This is a genomic window from Reichenbachiella sp., assembly GCF_039941815.1.
In the GTDB taxonomy this organism is placed as follows: Bacteria; Bacteroidota; Bacteroidia; order Cytophagales; family Cyclobacteriaceae; genus Reichenbachiella.
Window position 1 is genome coordinate 605,209 of record NZ_JBDVDW010000032.1, and the last position, 24,899, is coordinate 630,107.

General features: G+C 41.1%; 21 protein-coding genes. 8 read left to right on the forward strand and 13 right to left on the reverse strand.

Annotation, left to right across the window (positions count from 1 at the left end):
• Positions 1 to 35: 35 nt before the first annotated feature.
• On the forward strand, positions 36 to 806 hold the full coding sequence (locus ABJF11_RS09830; RefSeq protein ID WP_348119653.1) for an acyl-CoA desaturase: 771 nt from the start codon (positions 36 to 38) through the stop codon (positions 804 to 806).
• 208 nt (positions 807 to 1,014) lie between these two features.
• Complete coding sequence (locus tag ABJF11_RS09835) at positions 1,015 to 2,487, forward strand: aminopeptidase P family protein (protein WP_348119655.1); 1,473 nt, start codon at positions 1,015 to 1,017, stop codon at positions 2,485 to 2,487.
• A 127-nt stretch (positions 2,488 to 2,614) separates the two neighbouring features.
• Here the strand turns inward: ABJF11_RS09835 and ABJF11_RS09840 are convergent, their stop codons facing one another.
• Positions 2,615 to 2,935 (reverse strand): Rieske 2Fe-2S domain-containing protein, encoded by a 321-nt coding sequence (locus ABJF11_RS09840; RefSeq protein WP_348119657.1) that lies wholly within the window; start codon positions 2,933 to 2,935, stop codon positions 2,615 to 2,617.
• A 50-nt stretch (positions 2,936 to 2,985) separates the two neighbouring features.
• Between ABJF11_RS09840 and ABJF11_RS09845 the strand changes: the two genes are divergently transcribed.
• Both ABJF11_RS09845 and ABJF11_RS09850 read left to right on the forward strand, forming a co-directional pair.
• Positions 2,986 to 4,134, forward strand: coding sequence for an aminotransferase class V-fold PLP-dependent enzyme (locus ABJF11_RS09845; protein WP_348119658.1), 1,149 nt, complete (start codon positions 2,986 to 2,988; stop codon positions 4,132 to 4,134).
• A complete protein-coding gene (locus ABJF11_RS09850; protein ID WP_348119659.1) occupies positions 4,135 to 6,987 on the forward strand; it encodes a hypothetical protein in 2,853 nt (950 codons plus the stop codon).
• Between the two features lie 90 nt (positions 6,988 to 7,077).
• On the opposite strand, the gene ABJF11_RS09855 is transcribed toward ABJF11_RS09850, so the two are convergent.
• Complete coding sequence (locus ABJF11_RS09855) at positions 7,078 to 7,494, reverse strand: globin domain-containing protein (protein ID WP_348119660.1); 417 nt, start codon at positions 7,492 to 7,494, stop codon at positions 7,078 to 7,080.
• Positions 7,495 to 7,915: 421 nt separating this feature from the next.
• Here ABJF11_RS09855 and ABJF11_RS09860 point away from each other — a divergent pair, with 421 nt between their 5' ends.
• Positions 7,916 to 8,116 carry a hypothetical protein gene (locus tag ABJF11_RS09860; RefSeq protein ID WP_348119661.1) on the forward strand — a complete coding sequence of 67 codons (201 nt, stop codon included), beginning with the start codon at positions 7,916 to 7,918 and terminating at the stop codon, positions 8,114 to 8,116.
• Positions 8,117 to 8,298: 182 nt separating this feature from the next.
• On the forward strand, positions 8,299 to 11,088 hold the full coding sequence (locus ABJF11_RS09865) for a TonB-dependent receptor (protein ID WP_348119663.1): 2,790 nt from the start codon (positions 8,299 to 8,301) through the stop codon (positions 11,086 to 11,088).
• 208 nt (positions 11,089 to 11,296) lie between these two features.
• Here the strand turns inward: ABJF11_RS09865 and ABJF11_RS09870 are convergent, their stop codons facing one another.
• Both ABJF11_RS09870 and ABJF11_RS09875 read right to left on the reverse strand, forming a co-directional pair.
• Complete coding sequence (locus tag ABJF11_RS09870) at positions 11,297 to 11,530, reverse strand: hypothetical protein (RefSeq protein ID WP_348119665.1); 234 nt, start codon at positions 11,528 to 11,530, stop codon at positions 11,297 to 11,299.
• Positions 11,531 to 11,542: 12 nt separating this feature from the next.
• Positions 11,543 to 13,444: a S9 family peptidase gene (locus tag ABJF11_RS09875; RefSeq protein WP_348119666.1), complete on the reverse strand. Its 1,902-nt coding sequence runs from the start codon at positions 13,442 to 13,444 to the stop codon at positions 11,543 to 11,545.
• A gap of 120 nt (positions 13,445 to 13,564) precedes the next feature.
• Between ABJF11_RS09875 and ABJF11_RS09880 the strand changes: the two genes are divergently transcribed.
• On the forward strand, positions 13,565 to 14,419 hold the full coding sequence (locus ABJF11_RS09880; protein WP_348119667.1) for a DUF1571 domain-containing protein: 855 nt from the start codon (positions 13,565 to 13,567) through the stop codon (positions 14,417 to 14,419).
• Positions 14,420 to 14,432: 13 nt separating this feature from the next.
• Here ABJF11_RS09880 and ABJF11_RS09885 read toward each other — a convergent pair whose 3' ends face one another.
• The 7 genes from ABJF11_RS09885 to ABJF11_RS09915 all read right to left on the reverse strand — a co-directional run bounded on the left by ABJF11_RS09885 (position 14,433) and on the right by ABJF11_RS09915 (position 21,468).
• Entirely contained in the window at positions 14,433 to 15,056 is a 624-nt protein-coding gene (locus ABJF11_RS09885; RefSeq protein WP_348119668.1) for a rhomboid family intramembrane serine protease, read from the reverse strand.
• Positions 15,057 to 15,065: 9 nt separating this feature from the next.
• Entirely contained in the window at positions 15,066 to 16,043 is a 978-nt protein-coding gene (locus ABJF11_RS09890) for a polyprenyl synthetase family protein (protein ID WP_348119669.1), read from the reverse strand.
• Positions 16,036 to 18,201, reverse strand: coding sequence for a ribonuclease R (gene rnr / locus ABJF11_RS09895; protein WP_348119670.1), 2,166 nt, complete (start codon positions 18,199 to 18,201; stop codon positions 16,036 to 16,038). Before rnr ends, ABJF11_RS09890 begins: the two co-directional genes overlap by 8 nt.
• 363 nt (positions 18,202 to 18,564) lie before the next feature.
• On the reverse strand, positions 18,565 to 18,942 hold the full coding sequence (locus tag ABJF11_RS09900) for a nuclear transport factor 2 family protein (protein ID WP_348119672.1): 378 nt from the start codon (positions 18,940 to 18,942) through the stop codon (positions 18,565 to 18,567).
• Between the two features lie 47 nt (positions 18,943 to 18,989).
• Positions 18,990 to 20,237: a beta-ketoacyl-ACP synthase II gene (fabF, locus tag ABJF11_RS09905; protein WP_348119673.1), complete on the reverse strand. Its 1,248-nt coding sequence runs from the start codon at positions 20,235 to 20,237 to the stop codon at positions 18,990 to 18,992.
• 4 nt (positions 20,238 to 20,241) lie between these two features.
• Positions 20,242 to 20,805, reverse strand: coding sequence for a TetR/AcrR family transcriptional regulator (locus ABJF11_RS09910; RefSeq protein WP_348119675.1), 564 nt, complete (start codon positions 20,803 to 20,805; stop codon positions 20,242 to 20,244).
• A gap of 75 nt (positions 20,806 to 20,880) precedes the next feature.
• The gene (locus ABJF11_RS09915; protein ID WP_348119676.1) at positions 20,881 to 21,468 is read right to left on the reverse strand and encodes a hypothetical protein; all 588 of its coding nucleotides are present in this window, start codon (positions 21,466 to 21,468) and stop codon (positions 20,881 to 20,883) included.
• 266 nt (positions 21,469 to 21,734) lie between these two features.
• On the opposite strand from ABJF11_RS09915, the gene ABJF11_RS09920 reads away from it, so the two are divergent.
• The gene (locus ABJF11_RS09920; RefSeq protein WP_348119677.1) at positions 21,735 to 23,315 is read left to right on the forward strand and encodes a SulP family inorganic anion transporter; all 1,581 of its coding nucleotides are present in this window, start codon (positions 21,735 to 21,737) and stop codon (positions 23,313 to 23,315) included.
• Between the two features lies 1 nt (position 23,316).
• Here ABJF11_RS09920 and ABJF11_RS09925 read toward each other — a convergent pair whose 3' ends face one another.
• Positions 23,317 to 23,814, reverse strand: a complete 498-nt coding sequence (locus ABJF11_RS09925) for a hypothetical protein (protein WP_348119678.1) — start codon at positions 23,812 to 23,814, stop codon at positions 23,317 to 23,319.
• Positions 23,815 to 23,816: 2 nt separating this feature from the next.
• Positions 23,817 to 24,746 carry a glycerophosphodiester phosphodiesterase family protein gene (locus ABJF11_RS09930; RefSeq protein WP_348119680.1) on the reverse strand — a complete coding sequence of 310 codons (930 nt, stop codon included), beginning with the start codon at positions 24,744 to 24,746 and terminating at the stop codon, positions 23,817 to 23,819.
• Between the last annotated feature and the right edge of the window lie 153 nt (positions 24,747 to 24,899).

The window sequence follows — 24,899 nt, forward strand, 5'->3', positions numbered from 1 at the left end:
GATACTGTCCTTGTATATGCAAACAAACAATTGAAATGGAAATATTAATTTTTATGTTGGTGATGTGGTACGGCGGTCTGTTTTTTCAGACTTTCTTCCTCCATCGTTATTCAGCCCATCAGAGTTTTACTATGTCGAGATTCGGAGAAAAACTGTGTTATTTTCTTACCTGGGTTTTTCAAGGCTCAAATTACCTCAGCGCCTATGGGTACGGAGTAATGCACAGAATGCACCATGCCTATGCAGATACCGAAAAAGATCCCCACTCTCCTAAATATGATGAAAATCTGTTTGCTATGATGTGGAGGACAAAAACCACCTATTCCGCGATTACCAGCAAGAGGGTCGAAGTAGAGGCTAGGTTTACAGACAATGTGCCAGAATGGGTCGCATTTGACAAATTTGCTCGCTCATGGGTCTCTAGGATCGCATGGGGTGCAGCTTATACCTTCTTTTTTATGGCTTTTGCTACTGCTTGGTGGCAATGGTTGTTCTTACCTGCCGCATTTTTGATGGCTCCTATTCATGGTGCTATTATCAACTGGTTTGCTCATGTTTATGGCTATGTGAATTTTAAAGTGGGCGATACTTCTAAGAATCTTCTACCATTTGATTTTCTGATGATGGGAGAGAGTTATCACAACAATCACCACAAGCATGGCAACAGAGCCAATTTTGGTGGCGTAAGGTGGCATGAAATTGATCCTACTTATTTGATCATGTGGGTGATGGACAAAGTTGGAATTATTCATATCAAGAAACTCGAAGTCTCAGTGAAAAGAGAAAGCTTTAAGAAAGCAGCTTAACTCATACTGAGTTCTATAAAATTTGAACCCCTGTCTATTTGATTGGGGTTTTTTTGTGTTCTGGTCAATCGGCCTCTCATTAAGGAATTAATATTTCAGACAGCCTTACCATTCACATAAGGAGCTATCCGTTTACTTATTTTGAGGTTGGCAATTTGCGTGTGCTTTGATTAGGTTACGTAAAAATACAACTGAGAAAATGAGAAAAATGAAGAAGACGTTTGGGGTACTACTACTCGCTATACCACTGCTCATTCAGGCGCAACCTGAAGCGGGACCAAAGGACCTGTTAAAAAGTGATTTTCATAAAGAAAAAAGAGCAGAGCTTCGGGCAAAAATGCCTGACAATTCGGTTGCTGTATTCTTCTCCAATGCCATTCGGAATAGAGCCAACGATGTAGATTTCCTCTATCATCAGGATCCTAACTTCTTTTATCTAACCGGACACAAAGAGCCTCACTCGGTGCTTATGGTTTTCAAAGAAACCCAAAACATCAACGACAATACGCTAAACGAAATCATTTTTGTTCGTGGTCATGATGTACTAAGGGAGCTATATGATGGCCCAAGACTAGGCAAAGATGGTGCAGATGACAAACTTGCCATTCAAGTGGCTTTTGAAAATCCTAGCTTCAAAGATTTCAATATAGACTTCTCCAAATTCGATAAGGTCCTATTTTATGATTTCAAGAACGATGTTCGAAACACCGAAGAAGAAGGTGATTTGTTTGATTTGATTGAGCAGTTCAAACAAAAGTCAGGATATAAACAAGGTGAACTAGCTATCGAACCTCAGAAAAACAATTTGGACGTGGTAAGTCTGGACAGAATCATGCGTCAGTTAAGAGGAGTCAAAACCAAAGAAGAGCTGGATCTGATCAGAAAAGCCGTAGATATATCTACTATCGGTCAGCGAGAAGTAATGAAGGCTATGAAGCCAGGCATGTCTGAGGCTGAAATCCAGGGAATCCACGAATTTGTCTTTAAGAAATATGGCGCGGAATATGAAGGCTACCCAAGTATCGTAGGAGCTGGTAATCATGGTTGCATTCTTCACTACATCGACAATTATAAGCCAGCGATTGAGGATGGCGAACTAATCTTAATGGATTTGGGAGCAGAATACCATGGCTATACAGCAGATGTTACTCGCACGATTCCGGTAAATGGCACTTTTACCAAAGAACAAAAACTTATCTACGACTTAGTCTATGAGGCTCAGCAGGCCGCTGCGGATAGCTGCAAGGCTGGCCTGCCCTTCACCGCACTCTACGAAACTACAGCTAAAATTGTAAACGAAGGTTTGGTAGAATTGGGATTGTACAAGAGTCTAAAAGATGAAGATATCATTAACCCTGAAACCGGTAGAAACCGATACTATCCACACGGGTGCTGTCATCACATCGGTCTCGACGTTCATGACAAGGGGCTCTATGGAACGCTAGAGGAAAACATGACGATCACTATCGAGCCAGGTATCTATATTCCGAAAGATAGTCCGGCGGACAAAAAATGGTGGGACATCCCGGTCAGGATCGAAGATGACTACCTAATCACCAAAGATGGCTGTGAGCTGCTTTCTGACAAGGCGCCAAGGCGATCCGATGAGATAGAAAAGCTCATGAAGGAAACCAGCATATTTACAGATTATGAACTACCTCCGCTTAAATCAGAGGATTAGTCTAATGACATAAATTGAATGCTTTCTGGATCGGTGCAAGACGCTAATGTTTTGCACCGATTTTTTTACTTTTTGATTCAACCGATATTTGCTTAGTCTCTAGTTATCGAAATAGAATTGAGGAGGGCTATACCCAAACAAACAATTGACCATTCTCCCATTCCGTGCGGTAAATATTTAAGGATCGACAGCGCTTTTGACTTTCATCACCGCTGAATAGACTAAACCGGAAGCTGTGCCAAGGACAAACAATTTCTCCTGCTGGATTTAGGTTTCCTTTACTCAAATCCTCACCTAAATGAGGACAGGACTTTTCGAATACTCTAAACCCCTCAATATTTCGAGCCAAGCAGTAGAGGCGATTATCTAACCTAATCTTTTTAATCCGGTTTAGTGGAATCGTTGCCTCCGCCTGTTCTTTAGTTTCAAAAACAAGATATTTATTCATCCGATTGGGCTTTATTCTCTAATATTAAACTTTCGATTTAATATAACGCTATGAATTGTCAAAGAAAGAAATTCAACCTTAGTAAAAAGTATGCCTATCTCAACTGTGCCTACATGGCTCCTTTGTTGAAGAAAGTAGAGAAAGCCGGTATGGCAGGAATAAAAGCCAAACGCCAACCTTACAAAGTGACCGGTGAAGACTTTTTTAAAGACGTAGAAATACTTCGAATTCTTTTTTCTGACTTAATCAACAATCCAGAGCCCAATCGAGTGGTCATGGTTCCTTCTGTATCGTATGGGATTGGAAATGTGGTGAATAATATAGCGCTTACCAAAGGAGAAAATGTGGTACTGACAGAAGGTCAATTCCCAAGCAACGTCTATCCATGGAAACACCATTGTGAAAAAAATGGCGGGGAGTTAATGTTAGTGGCCGCACCTGATACCGAAGACCAAAGAGGATCAAAATGGAACGAAAATATATTAGCAGCCATAAACAATAGAACCCGAGCCGTGAGCCTAGGTCATGTCCATTGGGCAGATGGGACGTTATTCCATCTGAAAGCTATTAGAGAAAAATGCAACAAGGTGGGAGCTGCGCTGATCATAGATGGTACGCAATCTATTGGTGCCTATCCTTTCGACATACAAGAAATCAAACCAGATGCTTTGATTGTGGCAGGCTACAAGTGGTTGCTCGGTCCTTATACCAGCGGATTCGCCTACTTTGGCGAACGATTTGATCAGGGAGAGCCTATTGAGCACAATTGGATCAATAGACTCCATAGTGAAGATTTTGCCAATCTAGTCAACTACCAAGATGCATATCAGGATGGAGCCAGTAGATATGGCATGGGTCAACAAAGCAACTTCATAGCAAATCCAATGCTGATCACTGCTATCAAACAATTAAGATCATGGGGAGTTGAAAATATACAGAATTACTGCGCTGACTTAATAGAACCTACTCTTGCTGAAGTCCGTGATTTGGGCCTATACGTAGAAGACAAAGACGCAAGAGGGGCACATCTGTTTGGAATCAAATTTCCTCAAGAGAAAATGGATAAACTGGCAAACACACTCAAAACTCATCGAGTGAGTGTTTCCGTTCGTGGTGAATTCATTCGCGTAGCCCCTCATGTATATAATGACGATCGTGATATGAGAAAACTGGTGAAAGCGCTAAAGGAGGCTTTATAGATGATATTGAAGAAATACTTCATATTAGGATTGTTCCTCACAGTTTCTGCTGTAGGGATTGAAGCTCAAGAGTTATTGAATTTGCCTGGGTCCACCAAGTGGCGACAGGTGAAGAGTGAGCACTTTAAGGTCATTTATCCGGCAGGCCTGGAGCACGAAGCCCAACGTACTACCAACATTCTGGAGAATATATATGAGCCTGCCAGCCGATCTCTCGATGCTAGTCCACTTCGGTTTCCTATCATTCTTCAAAATCAACATGCCGTTTCCAACGGGTTTGTAACTGTTGCTCCGTATAGATCGGAGTTGTACATGTTCGAACCACAAGGCTACCGCAGCCAGGGCAATGATCGCTGGCTCGAGCGCCTCACTGTGCATGAATACAGGCATATAGTCCAGTTTGAAAAAGCCATCACTCCGATAAATAAAGTACTGTATTTTTTCATGGGGGAATTTGGGCCATTTCTCTCCGCGGCAGCCGCCGCTCCTCAATGGTTTTATGAGGGTGATGCCGTAGGGGTTGAAACTTCATTTGGACATACCGGACGAGGAAGAATGCCCTCATTCTTGATGTCTTTCAAGGCCAACCTGATAGATAAAGGAGGGTTCAACTACTATAAGCAATACCTCAAATCCTACCGTGAGCTGGTCCCTAATCACTATGTCACAGGGTATTTGATGACCACCTATCTCAAAAATAAGAGCGGAGTGGATGTCTGGGGTAAAATCGTCGGAAGGTCCTTTTCCAAACCATATCTTCCATTTATTTTTTCCAATTCCATGAAAAAAGAAACAGGCAAGCGTCTGGTTCCTACCTATAATGAAATGTTGGACCAGCAAAAGCAATTGTACACGCAACAGCTTAGCCAAATTGAGCCAACAGCGTTTTCTCAGTTGCCTCATGAGGCCAAAAAGAATTTTACAAACTATTACTTTCCACGAAGGGTCTACAATAATCAGGTATTGGTGGTGAAAACAGGGTTTTCTTTAATTCCTGCTCTAGTACTAATCGACGAATCGGGAAATGAAACAAAAGTTCATGAACTAGGGTCCTGGCAAAATCCAGATGGACTCAGTTCCAATGATTCTTCGGTGGTCTGGGCTGAGCTGGAACTTGATCCCCGGTGGCAACGGCGAACCTATTCGGTAGTCAAAAAACTAGACCTACGAACAAGAAAACTCACTCGACTCAGCAGCAAGTCGAAGTATATGGCTCCCACCATTTCCAACAATGGAAAATGGGTCGCTACTATACAACAATCTGATCTAGGTCAATATGAGATTCATCTACTTGATGCCCATACGGGTGAATTGATTAGGGCATTTGAGAATCCCAATAATGATTACTATTCCGTACCTCAATTCGATAGTAAGGATGAAAATCTAATTCTGCTCAAATACATGCTAGATGGAAAAGCAATCCTTAAGAAAAACATCACCACTGGACTGGAGGAAATACTCTACTACTCAGACAAAGAGAATCTGGGCAATCCCATTCTCCAGGATGGATGGGTATACTACGCCACAGACCGCGACGGCATAGACAATATCTACGCGATGAATATGGAAACTAAAGATCACTACCAGGTGACCAGCTCTCGTTTCGGGGCTTTTAGTCCAAGAGCTTCCCAGGCTGGTGAAATTTTGTATAATGATTACACCTCTGAAGGGTTTGAAATGGCCGCCGTTAGTGTTAATCCGTCCCTATGGATCAAAGCAGAAAATGTCAAATATGTAGGTTTTGATTTTCAGAAACAGATGGTGCAAGAAGAACATGCAGATGAAATCCTATACAATTATCCAGACTCAGTGTATGAAACCTCAAAATACCCGAAAGTAGGCCGCATCCTGAGGCCTCATAGCTGGGGTTTGAATACTATCACCTCTAACAACAACTACTCTTTTGGAGTGACCTCAAAAGATCTTCTGCAGACCACCACTCTTTCGGCAATTGGTATTTTTAATGGCAACGAAAGGGTCTGGCGCTTTGTGACTGGAGGTAGCTATCAGGGTTTTTATCCTATTATTGATGCCAACTATTCATTTGGTGCTCGCACACTTGATGTGCTCGTGCAGGACGGAGACAGAACATATACTCGCACTTACAGTTGGAACGAAACCAAAGTTACGGCTGGCCTACGTTTACCTCTGTATTTTACTAACTCCAAGTATGTAAGGAAAGCTGAGTTTGAAATAAAAACTCAACATACAACCGTCAACAATTATGACATTCCGTTCACCAGCCCTGAGCTTACTCATGTAAGAAATGGTAAGCTGATTTCCATGCAGTATGTGGCATCCTACCAGCGCTTACTCAAAAAAAGCTACCTGGACCTAAACAGCCGTTGGGGTCAAACGTTGGAATTGAACTATAGGCAGACTCCATTTGGAGGAGATTATCAAAGCGAGTTATTCTCAGCAGAATCAAGTTTGTACTTTCCTGGCCTATTCGATCATCACTCCGTACAGTTGAATGGCGCATTTCAATATGAAGACAATTCAGAATATAGATTTTCTAGTCCAATCCGCTACACCAGAGGGTTCAGCTATATCTCTTTTGACTCATTTGTCAACCTGTCTTTCAACTATAAAATGCCGTTGTTCTATATGGATTGGCACCTGGGTCCGGTTTTCAATCTTAGACGGGTCTATGTCAACGGGTTTTATGACTATGGAATCGGCAGGGGAAGAACCGACGGAGACCTCGATTTAAAATCCTATGGTGCCGAAGTATCATTTAACTTTAACTTGTTTAGAACGCTACCGCTCATAGACATGGGGTTTAGGTATAGCCGTCTTCCTGATAGAAAGGATCAAGTGTTCGAAATCATATTTGGCGGGATATCCTTCTGACTCTGATCTAACCTACTAGCATAAGTGACATCAGTAGCGCATATGAAATTAGACTTATCGCAATCCCGATGTATTTTTTGATGACTATCATTACGCAGTTTGAAGAATTTCTGAGACTTTTTCATGTACTTCCAGCCACGCTGCTTCTACCTCCTCATTCCAATTTTCGCGAAGCTCACCTTTGAAAGAATATAGCAAAGCCGATGCGGCCATATTATAATGCTCAACACCCAGGCCATACCGACTGTATCGTTTACCAATATTTCTGACTACTGGGGCAAGTACCTCCAGTGTGTTTAGTCCTTTGACCAACATCGATACCATTTCGATCATTGCTCTGCCTTGGCTGTTTTCATTAGCCTTCATGATCGGGCGCAATTCAGGGCTTGTTTCAAATAATCTATTGTAAAAAACCTTAGCAGTGTTATCAGCTTTCGATTCTACCATCCAGAATGTAGCTCTAACAAGCCGCTTGTGGTAGGGAGTAATTGATAAAGTATCAGTCATAACTATTGATTTAAAAGATGGAAAAATTCGGAGTATTGGCATCTCCAATACTCCGATGTAAGCATTTTCTCATATTAAAATTGTTAGACAAATCTATTGGCCATGTGATTGAGTTACTATGGTTGTACCCACCCAAGGATAGTTTTTATGACATGTTTTATCCTGTCAAAAGACAGATTAATGGTTAGGGAACAGAAAATTGGACATAAAAAAAACCGGCTTCTTTGGCCAGTTCAGCTGAGGCTTCTTGTTCATAAAACCCCTTTCGCGACGATCTACTTTATCTTGGTCATCCCCGCTGTGACTTTAGTAACCACTCGATCGTGGTTAGTTTCTGATACAAAGAACGCATATTATTATGGAATGGTTTCGAATGCAATGTTAAGTCTAGGTTAATTCTTTAGTCATCCTAGCAACAAGTATGGCTTGCATAGCTAATGAGGGTAACGCAATAGTCAGTGACTTTTCCATCAAAACAGCAGAAACCTGGAGAGTTCAGTTCAAAAACTTTCCTGGAGTGAATACAGCTTGGGGAGCACACCTAGTACATCACAAAGGTCTTACTACAATCTACTTGCGACTCAACGGAATCAAACCCATCCAATACTTAGTAGAGCAGTAGTTCATAGATGAAGAATTCTATTTTGAACAAGTGTCCATTTTCCAAATAATATAAAAGTATTACTGAAGGTCTCAATAGAATTTATTTTTAGACAGAGTGGGTGCTAGAACCGAGCTAGCTGTATACCTACATAAGCGGAGTAAAACTACGCCTATATCTATATCAACTAAAATAAATTTAACATGAGAAAATCATTACAGATTTTAATGTTGCTGGTCCTGCCATTTGCGGTAAGTGCTCAGCAACTTAGTGGGGTCATTTCTGACAAGAGTGGTCCAGTAATAGGTGCTACGGTAAGCATCTCGAGTAGCAACGGTACGATCACCAATGTAAACGGTGAGTATACTCTCAAAGTACCGGCAGGCACACATGAAGTGTCTATAAGTTTTGTAGGGTATTTGACGAAAAAGATTACCACTACAGTTGCTTCAGGAGAAAACAAAACATTGAACGCCACATTGGAGGAAAATGTCGAGCTTTTGAATGAGTTAGTAGTGGTAGGTACAAGGAGTAGACCGAGATCTTCGGTGGATACTGCTGTACCCGTCGATATTTTGGACGCTAAGGATTTGATTAGCACAGGACAAAATACCTTTGACAAGGCGTTGACCTATCGGGTACCTTCATTCAACTCTGTGCAAACTCCCGTAAACGATGCGACTTCGTTGCTGGATCCATATGAGATCAGAAACATGGGGCCTAGCCGTACCTTGATTTTGATCAATGGCAAAAGAAAAAACTTGAGTGCACTTCTTTACACTCAGACGTCTCCTGGTAGAGGAGAAACCGGTGCTGACATTTCAGCTATTCCACAGGATGCTATCGAGCGAGTGGAAATACTAAGAGATGGTGCATCAGCTCAGTATGGATCTGATGCCATCGCTGGTGTAATGAACATTATTCTCAAAGATGACGTGGACTACGGATCTGTGACATTACGTGCTGGTATCACTGGCGAAGGTGACGGAGAAACAGTTGGTGTAAGCTTGAACAGCGGTACTACTTTGGGTAACGATGGTTTCTTGAACTACACAGTAGATTTCTCTAAAAGAGAATTGGCCAACAGACCAGGTACTGTAAATGCTGCCGGTGAAGCGGGGGATTTTGGTGCTAATATTGCGGACGTCAGAGAGTTTTTGAACAGAAGACCAGACGCAGGAAACGTCAATGGATCTCCAGAGACTACAGCCGCAAAGTTTCTACTGAATGGTGGATTTAATATCAGCAGTGATGTTCAAGGTTATTTCAACGGAGCTTATGTTTATAAAAATGTAAACAGTTTTGCGAATTATAGAACTCCTTACTGGAGAACAGTTACTGACTTTCCATATCTAGCTGATTTCTTCCCAGGCGACCACCCGACTAACGCAGGTGGATATGACGGATATGTGCCTACATTCGACGGACTCTTGAATGACTATAATGGAACCCTCGGAGTAAGATCAGAAAGAAATGGATGGACATACGACGGGAGTTTCACCGTAGGTGGAAATACTCAAACCTATAAGGTGACTAATTCTCACAATAGAAATTTTGTCTACTCTCCCTCTACTTGGCTAGATGCAAACAGCAATGGCACTGTTGATGCCGGTGAAATCAATGAAGGCTCTCTGCTATACAGAGAAAACAGCCCGATTAGTTTTGATCCAGGCGGAACCAGGTTTTCTCACATCGTTGGGAACATAGACATTACCAAAGAGATCTCGAATTCATTGGCTATGGCTTTTGGTGCTGAGTTTAGAAACGAAACCTTCACGGTAATCGAAGGAGACAAAGCTTCTTATGACGGTGGTGGTGCAGATTCATTTGCTGGAAACACTCCTGAGAACTCAGGCAAGTTCAACAGATACAATTTTGGTGGATATTTTGATCTATCCTACGATGTGACCGATGACTTCCTGCTCAATGGTACCATTCGTATGGAAAACTACAGTGATTTCGGTCAGGCATTTGTTTGGAAGTTGAGTTCAAGATACAAGTTGATGGATGATAAGATGACCTTGAGAGCATCTGCCTCTACCGGATTCAGAGCACCTACATTGCATCAAATCTACACGCAAAAAGCACAATATAGCTTTGTTCCAGGAGCTGGTATCCAGGTGGGAGGATTAGTAAACAATGTGTCTCCGCAGGCCAAACTTTTGGGTATTCCACAATTGGATGCTGAAGAGTCTTTCAACTTCACTATTGGATTAGGTGCAAGACCAAGTGAGGATTTCGATGTCACCATCGACTATTACAACATTGCTGTAAAAGACAGAATCGTATTGAGTACTGAGATCGGTCCGACTGGTGGAAACACTGCATTGGATCAGGTATTGGCCGCCAATAATCTAAGCGACGTTAGCTTCTTTGTAAACGCTTTGGATACTAAAACTTCAGGTATTGATTTTGTAGCCAACTACAAAAATCTAGGTGTTGGGAATGGTACCATGAGATTTACTCTATCAGGAAACTACACGATCCAGAACGAAAGAGATGGAGACGTGAAAAATCCTGCCTTGGTGGCTGGTGCAGGTCAGTCAGTTGTAAATGAAACACAAGAAGCATTGTTCTTTACTTCAAGACCAAAAACTAAGTGGATATTAGGTGTTAATTATGATTTGGGCAAGTTTGGGTTCTCCTTGAACAACACCTACTTCGGAACAACTACTTTCAGACAGCAGGGAATGGATTCTAACTTGAAGACGGAGTTCAAACCTAAGGTTGTAACTGACCTTGGAGTAAATTTTTCTGCTTCGGACAACGTAAACATTTCATTTAATGTGAACAACATTTTGAATGTATTACCAGAGTGGGAATTCAAGGCGCTTAACGGAGCTGGAGAGAGCATTTTGAATGATCCTGCTCAAGTTCAGAACCAGTCTAACCTGATTACTTTCAATCAAAGATATTCTCAAATGACCTATGATGGCTACCATTTCAGTCAGCTAGGATCAATGTACAATCTTACAGTAAATGTGAGATTCTAAGAACCGAGTAAAGTTGAGTAATTAGTTAGTAAAGAGAGGCTTCATTTGAAGCCTCTCTTTTTTTGTTTCACTTCTTATTTTAAAAGAAAATCATCTTCAACTATTATAAGTGTGGATATTGAAACCGAAAAGGAACACTATATAGCTCGCAGAAAATAAAATGAGATTGCGTCGTTTTGCTCGCAAAGACGGATTCATTATAGGCTTTCTACCTCAGTTTTCGTTCCCAAAAATTAGCTTCGCGATTAGCGTCTATTTTCGACTTGTTCTTTTTGATCAACTCACTGATCTCACCTTGTGAGGTGAAATGATAGTTACCACATTCCCTACATTCATAAACATTGATTGGGCCGCTATTTTCTGAATGATAGTGTCTACTTCGGTTTTCGACTAGTGCTTCTTCTGCTATCTCTTTTGAAGCATAGCAAATTTTATTGGTCACGCACTTCATGATTTACAAGGTCTCCCGGAGCCACCTGAAAAACTCTTTTTGCCAGACGATTCCATTTTGTGCTGACAGCACCCAATGATTTTCCTCAGGCAAATAGATTAATCTGCTTTTTATCCCTAGTACCTGTGCCGCTTGAAATGCCTCTAGACCCTGACCGATGGGAACTCTATAATCCTTGCCTCCCTGTACAATCAAAATTGGAGTATCCCATTTTTCTACTAGTTCGATGGGGTTAAATTTGGTATATGACTGCTGTGCTGCAGCATTGTCTTTCTCCCAATAGGGGCCACCTATATCCCAGTTTACAAAAAAGAGTTCTTCGGTCGTCCCATACATGCTTCTCCAGTTGAAGATGCCGTCATGAGAAATAAAGCTCTTGAAGCGTTTGTTGTGGATTCCTGCTAAGTAAAATACTGAATACCCACCATAGCTAGCACCAACTGCACCTAATCTATCACTGTCAACATACGGTTCTTTGGCCATCGTATCAATTGCCGACAGGTAGTCTTGCATATTTTGTCCGCCGTAGTCTTTGCTGATTTGTTGATTCCATTCCACTCCATGGCCTGGCATTCCTCGACGGTTTGGAGCGACAACAATATACCCTTGTGCCGCCATGAGTTGAAAATTCCATCGGAAAGAATAGAATTGCGACAGCGCTCCATGAGGGCCTCCTTGGCAATAGAGCAGGGTAGGGTATTTCTTAGCTGGATCAAAATTAGGTGGATAGATCACCCAGGTTACCATTTGTTTATTATCAGTGGTTTGGATCATCCTTTTTTCCACTTTGCTCAAGGCAATGGAATCATAGAGGCTATCGTTGACATGAGTCAGTTGCGACATACCACCGTCCGCAAGGTTTACTATAAATATCTCCTTGGCATGATTCATATCTGTACGGGTCACAACCAAAGATTTTCCATTCTGCCCTATGATGCCAGTGATATCAAATTGCCCTTTCGTAATTTGTCTTACCTCAGGTGTCTTTTTAGATTTTCCAGGATAGTTTACTGAAAAAAGATGTTTCTCTCCTCCTTTGGGAGCTACAAAAAAGATCTCCTTACCATCTTCCGACCATTTGAATTCATCGACCGTGCCGTCCCAGTCTGCTGTGAGGTTTTTCTGTCCGTATCGGTCTGATATTACTATATCATTTTTGTCAGATTCATTGCCCTCTGTTGACATACTGAGCCACCCCAATATTCCATATTTTGAAAATGCAGGACTATTGTCATAGCCCATCATACCTTTGGTGAGATTGGTCGTGGTTTGCGTGTTTAGATCATAAGAGAAAATATCAGTATTTGTACTGGAGGCATAGGCCACTCCAGCCTTGGTTTTAGTCACATACAATATTCTGCGTCCTTTAGTATCCCAGATATAATCCGATTCATCCCCGAATGGGCTCGTTGGACACTTAAAGGTCTTGTTTTTCATAATGTCGATCTCCTCAGAACCATCAGATTTGCTCATAAATATATGATCAAAGCTGCCATCTGCCCAAGTATCCCAGTGACGATACATGAGATCGTTATAGATTTGAACCTGAGACTTATCTAATTCTGGGTAATAATCAGATCCTGAAATGCTATGAATCTTAACACGCTTATGATAGATTTTAAATGTTCCATCAGGAGATAATTTGTTGTCTTTGACGAGCGTATTTGGGTCGTTCACCCGAGTGGCTTCTCCGCCAGACAATGGAATTGAATAATATTCGGTTTTGCTAGTGTTAGTTGTAATATCATATTTGGTTACACCATATACAACAGATTGATTGTCGATAGATAAACCAACGCCACTTACACGACCAAGATTCCACAGGCGTTCGGGTGTCATTACTTCCTGTGATATGGCTGAGAAAACGATGAAAAACAGAAATGTGGAGGATATAATTTTTTTCATAGTAACAATCGGGTTTAGCATGCAATTTACAAAATAGAAAAGCAATTGGGGGTCAGTGCTTTATTATTTGTCCTATGGGGGAATATCAAACAATTTCTGGATATTTCGAACCGAATTATTATGATGAAGTCCTCTCTAGTCCTCACATTCATAGCTGCAGCAGTTTCGCTGAGTTTTACTGATCCAAACAAAGTAGCGGTTGATCAAAAGGTCCAACAGGTTTTTGAAGCCACACGTCAGATCGAATCTCTCAAATATGACTTTGTCCGAACAGAGAGAATCAATGGAAAATTTGAATCCAATGAGTCTTCAGTAAAAATGACTCGTAGGCCTTATCAGGTCTATATGAAACTTCAAGAACCACAAGCTGGTATCGAGGTTCTATATCCACACCCAACGGATGAAAAAAGAGCGCTTGTCAACCCGAATGGTTTCCCCTGGGTTAACCTAAAATTGGATCCAAAAGGAGATCTGATGCGCAAGGGTCAGCACCACACTATTTTGGATTGTGGCTATGATCATGTGGTCTCTGTGATGGAATATCTTTTTTACAAACACAAAAATGAGATCAATCAAATCTTGAATGAGCACGGAACAGCTCGTGTGAATGGTAGAAACTGTGAGGTAATATCTATGGTCAACTCTGACTTTGGTTATTTAAATCATGAGGTGAAGAAAGGTGAAAGTATTGCAAGTATTGCACTAAAAAATAGGCTAAACGAATATTTGATCTACGAGAAAAACAATCAGCTAGGTCTGTTCGCCGGAGTGAAAGAAGGAGACATCATCAAGGTTCCTACCGACTATGCAGCAAAAATGTATTTGTATATAGACATTGAAAAGCAGATTCCTTTAAAACTCGAAATCTATGACGAGCTTGGACTTTTCGAGAAATATGAGTTCAAAAATGTTGAAATCAATCCTGAGCTTTCTGCAGAAGAATTTTCACACGGCAATACCGCTTATCAGTTTTAATTGTTATTGTAGGTTATCGAAAGATTCCCCATTGGCCGACCTGCTCTATAAAGCCTGCAAGTACATGTGGCTCAATCAGCACACTAAATATTAATCCAAAAATGGCTCCAATTAGGTGAGCATCGTGGTTGATATTATCAGACATGTCCTTGCCTTTGGTGTATGAGTAGATCAAGTACAACACACCTAGAATAAATCCCGGAAGACACAAAAAGCCATAAAGACAAATGTCATTTGTTGGATAAAATAATATGCTACAGAATACTATTGCAGCTACACCGCCTGACGCACCAAGTGAATTATAATGCGGGTGATCTTTGTGTTTGATCAGAGAGGGAAGGTCTGAAATCACGATGCCTAGAAGGTAGAAGGAAATAAAATAGATCCCTCCCAGATCACCTTTCAATCCAGCAAAAATGTACTCTACTGTGCTGCCAAAAAAATAAAAAGTAAACATGTTGAATCCAAGGTGCATCCAGTTGGCATGGATAAATCCAGAAGTGATTGTACGATACCATTGCCTATTGTTTAATATGGCAACAGGGTTCATCATGAGTCTATGCTTAAAGTTCGGATCTTGAAATCCCATATAGCTGACTGCAACATTGATGATAATAATGACTGTGGTCCAGGACATAATATTTTATTAATGATCTCTTGCAATCAGCGCTTCGGTGAATTTTCTTAACGGTTGAATATTATAATCGCTCACTTCAAGGGTATTGAGTTGGACAAATCCTTTTTCAAAGTGGTCGTTCATAGCCTTCTCTGCAATCGCTTCAATATTGAGGTCTTCATAAATTGCCTTCATCTTTTTTACCTTCACCTCAGGATCTATTTCTTTGTCAGCCATCAAGTTATGCAAATCCAATTTTTGTTTCCCTTCAGCCAGTTCAATGGCCTTGATCAACAAGAGTGTCTTCTTGTTGGCAATGATATCTCCACCTACCTGCTTGCCAAATTTTTGGGCATCTCCATAGACATCCAAAAGGTCATCTTTCAGCTGAAACCCAATGCCAATATTGACCCCAAATTCTCTAAGGTGTATGGCCTCCTCTTTTGTCATGCCTCCTAGCAAACCTCCAAGCTCAAGACTAAACCCAAGGAGAACAGCCGTCTTGAGGCGAATCATTTCAATGTACTCATCCTCACTCACAAATGAGCGCTCTTCAAAGTTCATATCTAGCTGCTGGCCTTCACACACTTCTATTGCGCACTGGTTAAACAGTCTAAGTAGATATTTGAAATCCTTGTAGTCTGCTCTCATTAGTAAATCATAGGCCATGACCATGAGTACATCACCTGAAAGAATAGCGATGTCTTTGTTCCATTTTTTGTACACGGTAGGTTGACCTCTTCTGAGTGGTGCTTCATCCATTATATCATCATGGATCAAGGTAAAATTGTGAAACAGCTCAATGGAAAGTGCCGGATCAATAATTCGCTCCCAATCATCTTTGCTACACATATAGGCCATAATCGCCAATATCGGCCGCATGCGTTTGCCGCCCAGACTGAGCGTATAATGAATCGGCTCGTAGAGTTCTTTGGGTTGCTTGTCCAAGTCAAGTTCCAGCAGCCGTTCTGTCAGTTTTTTCTGAAAAATTATGATGTCTTCAGTCATTATTTACAATCTCAAGATCAATGGTTCTGCGATCAATATCGGTATCTACCACCATCACGGTGACTTGATCGCCCAAAGTAAACATCCTTTTATTTCGTTTGCCAATCATGCGAAAATTCTTTTCGTCAAATTCATAGAAGTCATCGGTCATTGTGGACATCCTGATCATACCTTCGCACTTGGTCTCGATCAATTCTACAAAAATGCCCCACTCGGTGACTCCTGAAATAATTCCATCAAAGGGCCGCTTTTCAGCCATTTGCATAAATTCGACCTGCTTGAATTTGATAGATGCACGCTCGGCATCAGCTGCTCTTTTCTCTCGCTCAGAAGAATGTCGACACAGTTCGTTGTACGGTTCCACTTTAGGAGATTTGGCTCCATCGAGATAGTGCTGTAGCAAACGGTGCACCATCACATCGGGATATCTCCTAATCGGAGAAGTGAAGTGTGTATAATGTGGAAAGGCTAATCCAAAATGTCCCTTGGGTTCGGTGGTGTACACCGCCTTAGACATGGTGCGAATGGCCAAAGATTCTAATACATTCTGTTCGGGCTTACCATTAATATCATCCATGAGTGCATTCAAACTACCTGAAATATCTGCACCCAGATTCATGCGATGACCAAACCTGGCCGCAAACTTGGAAAATGTTTCTAGTTTCTCAGGATTTGGGTCATCATGAGTTCTATAGACAAAGGTATCTTCTCCTTTGTGTTTGTTGAAGATAAACTCCGCGACTTTCTTGTTAGCCAGTAGCATAAATTCCTCCACCAGTTTGTGTGCGTCTTTTCTTTCTTTTGGAAATAGACCTATGGGCTTTCCGTTTTCATCTAGTTTGAATTTGACTTCAACCGTTTCAAAGCCGATCGCTCCTTTTTTAAATCGCTGATCTTTGAGTTTATGAGCCAGTCCATTGAGTAAGTTGATTTCTTCTTGAAAATCTCCTTCACCACTTTCTATTCTTTCTTGCGCCTCTTCGTAGGTAAACCTGCGATCAGAATAAGTCACTGTTCTACCAAACCATTGGCTTTTGATTTCAGCCGTCGGCGAAATCTCAAAAATGGCTGAAAAAGTCAGCTTCTCTTCCTTAGGCCTGAGTGAACAGAGGCCATTTGATAATTTTTCGGGAAGCATGGGTATGGTACGATCAACTAAATACACGGATGTCGCTCTATTTACAGCTTCATTATCTAAAACTCCGTCCTCTTCCACATAGTAGGACACATCGGCTATATGCACACCGATTTCGTAATTCCCATTTTTTAGATACTCTACAGAGATCGCATCATCAAAATCTTTGGCATCCTCGGGGTCGATAGTAAAGGTTGTGACGCCTCTGAGGTCTTTCCTTTTTTTGATTTCATTCTTAGGAATTTCTGCGGGTATATTTTTCGCTGCTTCCTCCACATTTTTAGGAAAACGAAAGGGGAGTTCGAATTCCGCCATGATCGAGTGAATCTCTGTCTCGTGATCACCTGCTTTACCCAATACTTCTACGACTTGACCTACAGGATTCTTTTGCTTGCCACCATGCCACTCTTTGATTTTGACCAGCACTTTGTCGTTGGTTTTGGCTTTCCCTATTTTTTCGGGATATATAAAAATATCATTATAGATCTTTCTAAAATCTGGTGTTACAAAAGCATAGTTGGGTAAGACTTCTATCTTCCCTACAAATTCTGTCCGCCCTCTGGATACAATACTAGTCACGACTCCTTCGGGTCTGCTACCGTGACGTCCTCCACTTTTGATTCGCACGGTCACTCTGTCACCATTGATGGCTCCTTTCAGATCATCGGTTTTTATCCAAATGTCCTCTTCCTCACCTTCGCAGATCACATACGCAAATCTTCGATTTACATGATCGACTATGCCTTGCAATCCTGTTGTGGTTGCGGTAACCCGCGATCTAAATGACCCGTTTCGCAACTGCTCTACGGTGCCTTCCTGCTCGAGGTCAAGCACAAAATTGAGCCCTGCTTTTTTGGACTGTTTATCCCTGAGTCCTGCTTTACTAAAAATTTGTTTTACTGTAAAGGCCTCTCCAGGGTTTTCGTCGAAGAGACTTACTACTTGCTTTCTTACAGCATCGGTGTTTAATACTTTATTAGTGCGATTGATTTTTCGCCTATTGTCTTTTTTCTTTTTCGCCATTTATGGGAATATAATAAGATGTGATTGGAGTCATAAGCAATCCCAACAAAGATACAGGGATGTGTTAGAATCTATCGTATCAGAAATTATCTTGTGATTATTTATTTCACGAAGGATAGGATCGTGAAAGTTCTTGAGTGGGATTGGATTGACTCGATTGGTTAATAATTTTTACAAAGGTAGGCATTAATTATTAAGTGCCTCCTCAGCGATAACGAGGAAGCGTGGTTTTGGGTTTTGTTAGGGGTTGAAGTCATTCATTTTTGGCACTCGTCAAATACATATTTTAATTCCTTTGGACCAAGAAATAATCAGTTCTTTGATTGCCAGAAGAACAATAAACTTTAGCAATACTAGAAGATATCAATACATCATATTTGGATTCGCGGAGGATTCTGGAATTTGTTGGATTGCATCCCAGTGTTCCACGATCTTGCCGCTGTCATCAAATCGGAAAAAATCCATCGTCACATACTGATCATTGCCTGGCCAGGTCTGGTGCGAATGCAATGCCACAAGGTTTCCTTCGGCTATCACACGAACAAATTCTATACTTTTCTCCGGGTATTCTTTTTGCATACGTAAAAAATAGTCGACGAACCCATCCGTTCCATTGGCCACATCAGGATTGTGCTGAATGTACTCATCACCAACAAACTGATCTACCGCCTGCTGCGGCTGGCCCTCATATGCCATTTTGTAAAAGGCTATTGCGTTTCTTTTGTTCTCTTCCAAGTTCATTTTGTGATATTTAATATCTAACTAAAGTTAAAAGTCTGCCATGTTATTTATACTGCTCTAAAAATTGAAATCGCATTGTGACCTCCAAAGCCAAATGTATTGCTCATCGCTACGTTCACCGCTTTTTGTCTGGCCGCTTTGGTTACAATTTCTAACCCCTCGACAATATCCGGATCGATGGTTTCGGTATTAATTGTAGGCGGAATGATGTTATGATTGATGGTCATAATGGATAAAATGGCTTCCGCGACTCCGGCAGCTCCAAGCATATGGCCGGTCATAGATTTGGTACCACTGATAACAGAGTTATTTTCAAATCCTTTCATCAGTTTGTGAATTGCTGCCGGCTCACTCAAATCACCGACCGGAGTAGAAGTCGAGTGGGTGTTAATGTAATCCAGGTCTGATGGTGTAAGGTTAGCTTCTTTGAGTGCCCATTCCATGGCACGAAGTGCTCCTAGCCCTTCCGGATGAGTAGCGGTCATATGATACGCATCATTGGTCATGGCAGAGCCGACTATTTCGGCATATATTTTTGCTCCTCTCGCCTTGGCATGATCATAATCCTCCAGGATCAAAGCTCCTCCTCCTTCTCCCATCACAAATCCGTCGCGATCAATATCATATGGCCTGGAGGCTGATACTGGGTCGTCGTTTCTAGTAGATAATGCTTTCATAGAGCCAAATCCACCAATGCTAGCTTCGGTGATAGGTGCTTCTGACCCTCCCGTCACAAAAATTTTGGCTTTTCCCAGCTTGATATAATTGAATGCATCCATGATCGCGGTATTCGTGGTCGCGCATGCTGAAATGGTCGTAAAACCTATGCCCATAAAACCATACTTCAGCGCAATCATACCGCCACACATATTGGTAAGCATCTTGGGTACGAGAAATGGATTGAACTTGGGTTCTTTGTCCTTCTCCATATAATATTGTACTTCTCTTTCCAATGTCTCTAATCCTCCTTGGCCCGTTCCCCAAATTACACCCACATCGAAAGGGTCCATTTTATCCAGCTCAAAACCGGAATCTTCAACAGCTTGCGCTGCAGCATAAAGTCCATATTGGCTATAGAGATCTGTTCTTTTTATTTCGTTTCGATCGAGGTATTTTGCGGGATCAAATCCTTTGACTTCACAGGCAAAACGTGTCTTGAACTTTTCTGCATTGAAGTGGGTAATCGGCCCTGCTCCGCTCATGCCATTTACGGCATTGTTCCAAAAAGTCTCGACATCATTTCCTAATGGTGTGACAGCACCCATTCCTGTTACAACTACTCTCTTTTCTGTCATTTCACTATTTAGTTTTGAGGTTTACAGATAATATTATTGATTGGACTATGGACTCAAATATTTGTCCATGCATCACTTTACTTAGTAATAAGGAAGACAGCAGGGAAGATATAATCAATTCGGCTTTTGCTCGTGGCTCTTCATCAAAATGAAATTCTCCTTTTTTCAACCCTTCAATTAGCGTTTGAGTCAGTCGATTCAAAATGTATTCAGCCATTTTGGTCAGCTTATTCTGCATCGTCGATGGGAGAGAATCGACTGACGAACTCAATGCGCCCATCAGACAAGACCAATTTTTGTCATGGCTTTTTTGATAAATATTGATGAAATCCAAAAGTTGTTCCTTTGAGGACAACTGATTCCACTGCTTTTCTTTTACAATAAACAAATCAATGCTTTGCTGAATGATCGCCGTTCCTAATGCTTCTTTGCTTGGAAAATGATAGTGGACGGCGGCATTTTTTATTCCCAATTTCTCACTAATGTCTTTGTAACTAAAAGCATTGAAACCTCTGGTACGAATCAACTCCTCACCCAAGTCTAATATTTGTGTCCTGGTATTTGACATGTAGCAAATATACTTACTAGTAAGTAAGTATATTTAATTTTGGACTATTATTTAAGAAGAGCTGCTTAGAGTAAATCACCTTACTTGACTGGCAATATTCATTAGTAGCTGTATTAGTTCATAGTTCGGATGTACGGGGTCTGGTAGAAAATCGGAGCCGATCGCTGATTTTTTATAGATTGTCTTATAGAAAATTAGTGCTGTTAAGAAACTTCCTAGCTCTGAAGGGTGACTCCCATCGGGATCGTATAATTCTATGACCGGAAAATCTCTTTTAGTCAGGTGCCATGCTTTTGCTACGGGTGCGATTTTGGCACCGGTATTTAATGCCAATTTCTCAAAGGTCGCATCAAGTTTTGATTGGGAATCAGGATTGTTTTTTCTTGCCCAGGTCTGATAAATAATAATTTGAGCTCCTTGCTGAATGGCAAGATCAGCCAGCTTCTTTCCATAACTTAGAGTCTTCTCTGCCTCTATTATCGGGGCAAGGCTCTGATCTTGCAAGACCACAAAATCAAATCTCTCTTTCTCTATCAATGTTTTGGTCTGTAGACCTGAATTTCCTTCCCAGTGGTCCTTCAGCGAAACACCCCCGCTCACGGAAAGTGTAACCATACAAGATTCACCATTTTGCTCAGCTATATTTTTCACTATTTCGGGCATATTATGAAAATAGGTATAACTGTTTCCAACGAACAAAACTGAGGTTTGCCCAAACAGAAAAATGGGAACAAGTAAGGTTATAACTGATGATAATATCGTTTTGAAATATTGTAGATTCATTTTTTAAGAACTCAACCCTTTATTCTTGGAAGATCCGTTTTCCTGGTTATTCAAAGATGCATCTTTTTATTATTTAAATATTCGCTATGCCCTAATTCAAATAGTGGAGTACCTTTGCACCCCGTTTTAAAAAAAACTTATTTTTTATGTTCGAGCTGATCAGAAATAAATCTAAAAATGCCAAAAATGATATTCTATCAGGAATTACAGTAGCGCTTGCTCTAGTGCCAGAAGCAGTCGCTTTTGCTTTTGTCGCAGGTATTGATCCTGTTATAGGCCTGTATGGTGCTTTTATGGTCGGCTTGGTGACTTCAGTTATTGGTGGACGACCTGGTATGATTTCGGGAGCTACTGGAGCCTTGGCTGTTGTGATGGTTGCGTTGGTCAGAGAAGGCAATGCACTCATGCCTGAAGTAGAAGGTGCAGGAGTTCAATATCTATTCGCCACTTTGGTAGTCATGGGATTGCTACAAATGGCTGCCGGAATATTCAAACTCGGAAAATTTGTTCGACTCATACCTCATCCGGTCATGCTTGGCTTTGTAAACGGATTGGCTATTGTCATCTTTCTTTCACAGATGGGAATGTTTAAGGTAGAAGGACAGTGGCTTGCCGGAAATGATCTTTGGATGATGCTCGGTCTGGTTCTTTTGACAATGGGTATCATGTTTGGCCTACCAAAGATTACAACCAAAATACCAGCTGGACTTGCGGCGATTGTGACTGTTTCATTAGTCGTAATACTCGGGGGTGTAGATACACAAACTGTACTATCATTTGTAAAGTCAAATGGCGGTAGCGGAATAGAAGGAGGATTACCATCGTTTATGATTCCACAAATTCCATTCACTTTGGAAACGCTAGCTTTCATTTTCCCGTATGCGGCAATTCTAGCAGCAATTGGTTTAATAGAATCGCTCATGACCTTGACTCTGATTGACGAGATCACTGAGACCAGAGGCAGTGGCAATCGAGAATGTGTAGCTCAGGGTACAGCCAATATTGTCAATGGTTTCTTTGGCGGCATGGGTGGATGTGCCATGATAGGCCAGTCCATGATCAATGTAAATTCTGGTGGACGTGGAAGGCTATCAGGTATAGTCGCTGCATTGATGCTTCTTTCATTTATTTTGTTTTTGTCTCCATATATCGAGCAGGTACCTATCGCAGCTTTGGTTGGAGTTATGTTTATGGTGGTGATTGGAACATTTGCATGGTCCAGCCTTAGAATCATCAACAAAATACCTCGGGCCGACGCCTTTGTGCTCATCCTCGTTTCCGCTGTGACGGTCTTCTTTGATTTAGCCATCGCGGTATTATGCGGAATCGTTGTTTCTTCATTAGTTTTTGCCTGGGAAAATGCCACCAAAATACGAGCTAGAAAAAGCATGAGGGAAGACGGCACAAAAGTGTATGAAATTTGGGGACCTTTGTTTTTTGGATCTATTCAAGCCTTCAATGGTAAATTCACTCCGGCAGAAGATCCTGATCATGTAGAAATTGACTTCATAGATTCAAAGGTATCTGACCACTCTGGTGTGGAAGCGATAAGGGTTATTGTAAATAAATATGAAGCGCTTGGCAAAAAAGTGATGCTTAAGCATCTCAGTCCTGATTGTAAATTGGTATTGAACAAAGCCAACTCAAAATTTGAGGAGATTATAATTTCTGATATCGACGATCCAAGATACTATGTAATGACAGAAGCTGTGGGTATTACTGAATAGACTAGTCTATGGTTTTCTTTTCTATCAGCACCTTTTGATCTTCTTCCGACAGTTGTAAATCCTCAATAATGGTGTTTAACGTTGGTCGCTTGAGCGAAAGAAGAATAGTAGTCGCGATATATGCCACAATAAAAAGGCCATTAGCTGTTAAGAAGAGTCCACAAACCAAAATCAAACTAGCCAGCAAATACGCCATGTATTTCCTAAATGACTCAGACCTGTATTCATTTAGCTTTTCCCTAAGTGTACTTTCTGTTTTATCTGATTGGACAAAATTGGAGAAGGATCGATAAGACTGATATATCAAGGCCGCAGCAGAGAGTATTAATACAACTACTAATAGAGGGTTCAGCGGATATGGCACTTGCGATTGTAGTGACCCTGTTTGTCTTAGTAGTAGCAAGTAGCCGAATGGTAATAATGAAACTGCGATGAGTGCGTTGAAGAGGAGGTAAATCTTATTGTAGTATTCTTCTCCGTTCTTATAATTTCCTTGCAAAACTATTCTACGTCTCCTGCTTCTCTTCGCCTATCCAATTGGTCTAACTCTTCTCGAATTTGAACCATACGATCCGGAAAGTCTGTAATGATTCCGTCCACACCCATATTAAGCATTTTCAGCATATCCGATCTTTCATTTACTACATAGGTATACACCTTGTAACCTCGAGCATGGAATCTAAATATTCTTCGCTGTGAAAGTGTAGTAAAATGTGGATTCAGCGTGCCATAGAATTCGTGCATATTCCTATGGTCTGTAAAATTTTTAGCGTTGATATAGAAGGCAAGTAGGTGAGTCTCATCTTCGCCCATCATGATCTTCTTCATTTCTATAGTAGAGTCTGCTTGATACGCATCCTCTAGATATTGTTCATCGTAGGCCTGAATGATGCACCAATCCATGGCTCCTTTATCATCTATAATCTCAACAATCCTTTCAGAAAAACCATGATAATATTGATGACCCTTTGATTTGATGTCAATTATGAGTTCCATTTTACCATGAATCAAATCAATGGTTTCAGCCAGTGTGGGGACTTTTTCCCCTTCGAACTTAGGGGAAAACCAATAACCGGCGTCAAGTTCTTTTACTTCCGCAAGTGTCAATTCATGAATTTTACCAGAACCGTTGGTAGTTCTGGAAATTTCTTCATCATGGAATACCACCACCTCTCCATCCTTGGTATAATGTACATCTATCTCGATCATATCAGCACCCATATCCATCGCTATCTGAAAGGACGTAAGTGTGTTTTCTGGTGCGTATCCAGCAGCACCTTTATGCCCAACAATTTTGAAGTCTCTTTTTTTGATTTTTTCCAGTTTTTCGCTGGCAACATATCTCTGGTAAAACCACGGCTCATATAGCCACATCATGCCCAAGAATATCATCATGGGAAGGGCATACCAGATAAAATTACGACTGTTCATGGACATGAGTAGATAATCGATGTTTGTGGCAATAAAAATACAACAAGTCCCTTACATAAAAAACTAGTTGATCGCAGGCGACACTATTGTTGTCAAGAATAGCAGTTTGATTGCAATGTTTTATTTAATTTCCTATTCCAAAATTATCAAGAC